This window comes from Kitasatospora sp. NPDC059571 (genome assembly GCF_042735675.1).
GTDB lineage: Bacteria > Actinomycetota > Actinomycetes > Streptomycetales > Streptomycetaceae > Kitasatospora.
In genome coordinates this window covers 1-4,959 of the sequence record NZ_JBHWBW010000543.1, presented here as the reverse complement: position 1 = coordinate 4,959, position 4,959 = coordinate 1, and the positions used below count along the sequence as shown (strand labels likewise).

Genomic DNA, 4,959 nt, shown 5'->3' with positions numbered 1-4,959 from the left:
CCGTGCGGCCTCCACGGCCTCGGCCGAGACGGTCACGTCTGTCATCAGGTGCTACTTCCTTGATCGGGAGTTACACCGTTCTTTTTACAGACCCGTCCGACAGGCATGCCGCCTGGTCAGGACATTCGCATTGGACGATTGTGGCGAGAGGCTGACATGTTCGCATGTGTGAGGGCCGGCATGGTGCTGGCCGGAGTGGTACTGGTCGGAGGTGTCCTGACGGGGTGTTCTTCGATGGGCGATGCGGCTGCGGGCAAGTCGGTGGTGCCGAGTGGAGGCAATGGCGCCTCGCCGTCCCCTACTGTCTCCGCGGGGGCTGTCCCGATCGCCTGCGCTTCGCCGGAGCCCACGCAGAGCTGGTGGGGCGGTACCTCTGAGGGCCTGCCGGCCGATGTGCGGTGTCTTCCGCACGTTGCCGACGGCTATCTCGTTGATGCGCCGCCCGCCGCGGACGGCACCGGGATCGAGGGCCGTTCCCTGATGGTCCACCCGACCGACGACACCACCCGTGAGCAGGCACTCGCCCTGTGCCGTAGGCTGACCGAACTGGGCTACGGTCCGGGCGGAAGCCATGGCATCTCTGTCCTCGCCCTGGAGGGTGGGCCCGGCCGATACATGTCGATGCCGAATCGGCCGGCATGCGAGCAGCTGGGCTGACGCTGCTTGGTGCCTGTCGCTCTCGGGGGCAATTTCTCGGAAGCCCTGGCTGCTCCGGCTGGCGGCGCGAGTGATAGTTCGCCGCGACAGGTAGCGGTGAGGTCATTGGTGCCGGAAGCCGCTGGGCTGGCTGGCCATGCGTTTGCGCTGCCCGTCGGAGCGCTTCTGCACTGCGCCAACACCAAGGGCCGGATGCGGACGTCTACTGCGGTTGCCGGGGCTCCTTCCGTGGCTTCGGTGCCTCGAGGTGGGCGGTCTGGGCGGATACGTGGATTGACGCCCGGAGACCGTTCGTGCGGTCCGAAGGTGGGGCCAGGGCTGTCTGCGGCGCATAGCCGCAGGGGCGCGCGTCAGGCTAGAGCCGAAAGGGAGTTCGCCCGAGCAGATCTGGCTTGCTGAGGCCCAGGCCCCTGGTGGGGGGCCTGGGCTTGGCGTCAGCTCGCGTAAAGTGCGGCGACCTGTTCAGGTGTGAGGGCGTATGGGTAGCTTCGTACGTCACTGACTGACCCGGTGACCTGGTTGCTGACGGAAGAGCCCGTGACGGCTGCACCGATGGTGGTGGCGCCGGCAGCGTTCCAGGGAGTCGGGTTGGTCCCGGCGCCCGCGAACGTGCCATTGACGTACAGGGTCATCGCCTTGGTTGCCGGGTCGTAGGTGGCGACCAGGTGGGTCCACGTGTTGGGCTGGGGTGAGGGGGCCGCGTAGGCCGCGTAGTAGGCCGACGGCGGGTTGGTGTCGGTGGATGGTGCGACGAAGGCCCATGCATTGAATGCCGGGGAGTACTGCAGGTAGTAGGAACCGCGGGCCGTGCCGTTCTGGGTGACGAAGGCCTGGTAGCCGCTGACATTGGTGATCTTCACCCAGGCGGCGACCGAGTAGGCCTGGCTGGTGTCGACACTGGGCGTTGCCGTCTTGAGGTAGGTGCTGCCGTTCAGGACGGTGGCGCGTTGGCGGTGCCCTTGTGGTCGGTGCTGAAGGTGAGTGTGCCGTTGACCGTGGCGGGGTTGAGTCCGGTGCTGTCGGTCGCGGTGTTGTTGTTGGTGCTGGCGGCGGTCAGCGTCCACTGGTCGGTGCCTAGCGTGGTGCTGAGGACCGTGGCAGCGTTGGCCGCGGTGTAGACGCCGGGAGTGGTGGTGGTCAGCTGCGGCTTCCCGGTCCATACCTGGAGAGCGCCGGTGGGGGTGATGCCCCACAGCGTTGGGTTGCCGTCGCCGGTCAGGTCGCCGTCGGAGCCGATGCGGGGCCACTTTGCGGCCGTGATGCCGGTGCCGATGACGGTGGTGCTGGCGATGCCGGTCAGCGTGGGGTAGGCGACCGGTTCGCCGAAGGGCGGCTGGATGCTGCCCGTGCCGACGGTGAAGGTGTAGCCACGGACCTCGCCGGTGCTGGCGTTGCGTGCCCACAGGCCGGGGTGGCCCTGGCCGGCCCAGTCGCCGGGCGAGATGAGGTCCCAGCCCTTCCAGCCGGCGGCCGGACAGCTCCTAGTCCTGGTCGTTGCAGGGGACGCTGTCGCTGTCGGTGGATGGGGAGAATCCGTCGCTGCTGCCGGTGCTGGTGGGGGTGGAGGGTGCTGGTGCCGTGGGTGCCCATGTCGACGCGGCGGTCCTGCTCGTCGATGCGGACGGCTTCCTGCGTCTGTGGGTCGATCACGGTGGTGAAGGCCGGGACGGCGGTGGTGCCCAGATGCTGCAGTCCCTCGAAGGCGGCCGAGTGTAACCAGGCAATGTCGGTGAAGGTGGCCGCCTGGAACGAAACGGTGCTGGTGAAGATGGCTCTCTCGAACGAGGCGGGGCCAGCGAAGGCGGCCGCGTTGAACCAGGCGTCGCGGGCGAAGGCGGCCGAGAGGAACCTGGTATCGCCGGTGAAGGTGGCCGAGTCGAACTGGGCGGTGGGACACACCGCGCGCCGACCTGGCACCTGGCCGACGACCAGCCCTCTCACCCGACGCACTTGGCAGCGGTCGTGGTTTCCCCCTCCGGTTCCCCGACCACCTCCCCGAGGCGCGGATCGTGGGTCCTACGATCGGGGTCCGAATCGCCCGGATCAGTCCTGCGTCTCAAGCTGCAGACATGCCCTGGTCCTCCAGCCGGCCGGGCTGCGCACCGTTTCTACCTCGCTGGCCAGTATCTCGACGATGCCCAGACCTCGCCCGCGCTCGTCCTCGTCGAGGCCGAGGCAGGGCGCGCCCTGGGGCTTTGCGCGCTCGGCCGGGCCGGCTGCGGCCCGGCGGCGCGGGCGGTGGGCCTGGGACGCTCGGGGCGCTCGGCACGGTGGGGACGGAAAGCCGGGGAAGTGAATCGCGCTGAGGAAGGCCCCGGCTGGGCGGGGCGGGAAGGCGCGGTGACCGACGGCGCCAGCTCGGCCGACGCCTCCTCGGTGACAGCCGATGCGGGCTCGACTGGTGCCTCCTCGGTGCTGACGGCGTCGACGGTGCCTGCGGCGTCGGGGGCGTCCTCGATGAAGAAGGAGCCGTCCATCAGCACCCGGCGCATCGGCCGCACCGCCCGTCCGGCGATCCACCCGGCCCGCGGGGCGATCGCGAGAGCGGCCGTGTCGAGGACGACCAGGAACGGCGAGCGGCCGCCGATCTGCGAGTGCCGCGCGGCCCAGATCGCGACCCCCCGCGCCACCACCGGCAGCGGGCCCGGCACCGGTGCCCACCACACGAAGGTCTTGATCAAGGCGAACGCCCCGATCGAGGCGACCGCCAGCTGCGGCGGCGTGTAGGGGCCCATTGGGATCCGCCAGTCTCCGAGCTTGCCCAGCACCCACGGGGGCCGGCGGGCCCGGGTGTAGGACCGGCCGATGCTGGGACGCGCGGCGCCGCTCACAGCCGGCCCGTGAACACGGTCGGCAGCTCGGCGGGCAGCCGGTGCGCGCCCTGGGCCGGCGCCGGGGCCGGAGCGCCCGGGTGATCGGTGTACTCGCTGTCGAACATCTACGCGATCGAGGTGCGGTTCGCGTAGATCGACCAGCAGATCACCAGGCCGATCAGGCCGCCGATCGCCGCCTTGATCGACATCTTGCGGATCGCGTGGATGGTCACGATCGCGCCGAGCGCGATCATCAGCCCCGCCCCGATCCACGTCTTCAACCTCTCGGCCCACGCGTTGCCGAAGTTCTGCACGGCGCCCGCGAGGACCACCGTCTGAGCACCCATCACCGCACCCCGTTCGAGGAAGAGGAAGGAACCGGCTGCGGCGAGACGCTCACACCCGTAGAAGGAGAAGAGGAAGAAGAGGCGGCGGCGGGGGCGAGGGCGGCAATCTCCCAGCGGCCGGCGCGGGCCTGCAGCCGCAGCGGGTAGGCCAGCGGCCACTCGCCGACCACGTCCGTGGCGCGGATCTGGGCCTGGACCTCCAACCGTGCCGTCCGCCGGAGCCGAGGGCACCGGACCGGTCGCCGCCAGGGTGTCCAGGCCGATCGACGTGTAGACGGCGCCCGGCGACGGAACCCGCACCCCGGGGGAGAGGAAGCGGATGCTGTCGCCCCGGCCGGTCAGGTACGCCGTCAGGTAGTCCGTCACCGTCTGCCGGATCGGCCCGTCACTGATCGACGCCGCGTACGAGCGCTGCACCGGATCCACCCCGGACAACAACGGCGGAACCGCCACCAGAGCCGGCGCCGCCACCACCGACAGCGCATCCGGCGCCCCCGCCGACGCCGTGGAGCGGACCATCTGCACTGGCACCGCGAAGTACCGCACCGCCAGCTTCCCCGCCTGCGCACCCCCGCCTTGCGCACCGCGACCCTGCGCAGAATCCTGCGCAAGGCCCTGCGCAGAGCTCTGCGCACCGCCTTGCGCACTGCTTTGCGCGTCACCGTCGCCTTGCGCAGCCGCCGGAAGGACCATCGTCGCGGCGACCGTCACCTGCCACGTGCGCCCACCCATCGGCACGCTGCGCACCGCGACGACCTTCTCCACGGTTGCGCGCGCAAGGCCGGCCAGCCGCAGCGCATCGATGGTGGGAGCCATCGTGCGCAGCGCCTCGGAGCTCTGGCCGTCCGGTGTCCCGCGCAGCCACAGCTCAACGAACTGCTCGGCGTAGCCGGTGGGCGGGGCGATCGTTGGAGGGGCGGCGGCCTGGATGACGGAGGCGCCCTGGGCGATCTGCGGCAGCGCTACCGCCGCGGCCAGGCCCAGCCAGCCCGCGGCCAGGGAGGCCCAGATGCCCGCCCGGGTGGCCGAAGCGCGGCGCTGGGCGCGCCGCAGATCACCGTCGGAGGCGAACGGAGAAGGGGCCGGCGCGCGGTCGCGCCGGGAAGGGGAGAGGTGCACGGTGGGCTCCAGGGTCGTCAGCG

General features: G+C 70.8%; 5 protein-coding genes. 2 read left to right on the top strand and 3 right to left on the bottom strand.

What is annotated here, in order from left to right:
* The first annotated feature begins 180 nt into the window (after positions 1 to 180).
* A complete protein-coding gene (locus tag ACFV0G_RS35100; RefSeq protein ID WP_380556722.1) occupies positions 181 to 657 on the top strand; it encodes a hypothetical protein in 477 nt (158 codons plus the stop codon).
* Between the two features lie 434 nt (positions 658 to 1,091).
* Here ACFV0G_RS35100 and ACFV0G_RS35095 read toward each other — a convergent pair whose 3' ends face one another.
* Together ACFV0G_RS35095 and ACFV0G_RS35090 are read right to left on the bottom strand one after the other, a co-directional pair.
* The gene (locus ACFV0G_RS35095) at positions 1,092 to 1,721 is read right to left on the bottom strand and encodes a LamG domain-containing protein (RefSeq protein WP_380556720.1); all 630 of its coding nucleotides are present in this window, start codon (positions 1,719 to 1,721) and stop codon (positions 1,092 to 1,094) included.
* 232 nt (positions 1,722 to 1,953) lie between these two features.
* Complete coding sequence (locus ACFV0G_RS35090; RefSeq protein ID WP_380556724.1) at positions 1,954 to 2,556, bottom strand: putative ATP-grasp-modified RiPP; 603 nt, start codon at positions 2,554 to 2,556, stop codon at positions 1,954 to 1,956.
* A gap of 441 nt (positions 2,557 to 2,997) precedes the next feature.
* Here ACFV0G_RS35090 and ACFV0G_RS35085 point away from each other — a divergent pair, with 441 nt between their 5' ends.
* Positions 2,998 to 3,384 carry a hypothetical protein gene (locus ACFV0G_RS35085; RefSeq protein WP_380556718.1) on the top strand — a complete coding sequence of 129 codons (387 nt, stop codon included), beginning with the start codon at positions 2,998 to 3,000 and terminating at the stop codon, positions 3,382 to 3,384.
* Between the two features lie 211 nt (positions 3,385 to 3,595).
* Here ACFV0G_RS35085 and ACFV0G_RS35080 read toward each other — a convergent pair.
* The coding region (locus ACFV0G_RS35080; RefSeq protein ID WP_380556716.1) for a hypothetical protein at positions 3,596 to 4,959 on the bottom strand (1,364 nt) is incomplete at its 5' end.

Excerpts from the sequence above, each read along its gene's own strand:
- ACFV0G_RS35100 (WP_380556722.1), top strand. The coding sequence starts at position 181 with ATGGTGCTGGCCGGAGTGGTACTGGTCGGAGGTGTCCTGACGGGGTGT.